We start from the raw sequence: 459 nt of genomic DNA on the forward strand, positions 1-459 counted from the left end.
GGGCCGTTCGCGTGATCGGGTGGCGTCAGCCGGTGACGCACTCGGTGATCTCGTCGCTGATCTCCGTCGCGGCATCCCGGTCGGACTTCGACTCCTCGTAGTCCTCGTCACCGTCGATGAGCGCCTGCAGCGCCTCGTCGGAGATGTCGGACTCGTGGAACTTCTCGGCGATGCAGTCGACGGCCTCGTCCGGGACGGCGTCGCTCCCGAACGTCGAGTCGTCCTTGAGTGCCTCGGAGATCTCGTCGACCGAGGGGCGGCCACCGCCACCACATGCGGCCGTGAACACGATCAGTCCGGCTGAGGCGGCCAGGGCAATGGTCTTCTTCATCAGGTCTCCCGTTGATCTGCCGCGACGGTCTGCCGCGGCCGGCACCATTCAACCGTGCCTGTCCGTCGGCTGTGTGACGGGGACGCGGTTCTGCCGGGTGTGGAAGCCGCGCGGAGACGTCGAACGGC

Annotated in this window: 1 protein-coding gene; it reads right to left on the reverse strand. The window is 67.5% G+C overall.

Features of this window, described 5'->3' with window-relative positions:
- Nucleotides 1-25: 25 nt before the first annotated feature.
- Complete coding sequence (locus ABD127_RS02785; RefSeq protein WP_344197490.1) at nucleotides 26-331, reverse strand: hypothetical protein; 306 nt, start codon at nucleotides 329-331, stop codon at nucleotides 26-28.
- Between the last annotated feature and the right edge of the window lie 128 nt (nucleotides 332-459).

The organism is Aeromicrobium alkaliterrae, from assembly GCF_039529015.1.
Taxonomy (GTDB): domain Bacteria; phylum Actinomycetota; class Actinomycetes; order Propionibacteriales; family Nocardioidaceae; genus Aeromicrobium; species Aeromicrobium alkaliterrae.

Excerpts from the sequence above, each read along its gene's own strand:
- ABD127_RS02785 (WP_344197490.1), bottom strand. The coding sequence starts at position 331 with ATGAAGAAGACCATTGCCCTGGCCGCCTCAGCCGGACTGATCGTGTTC.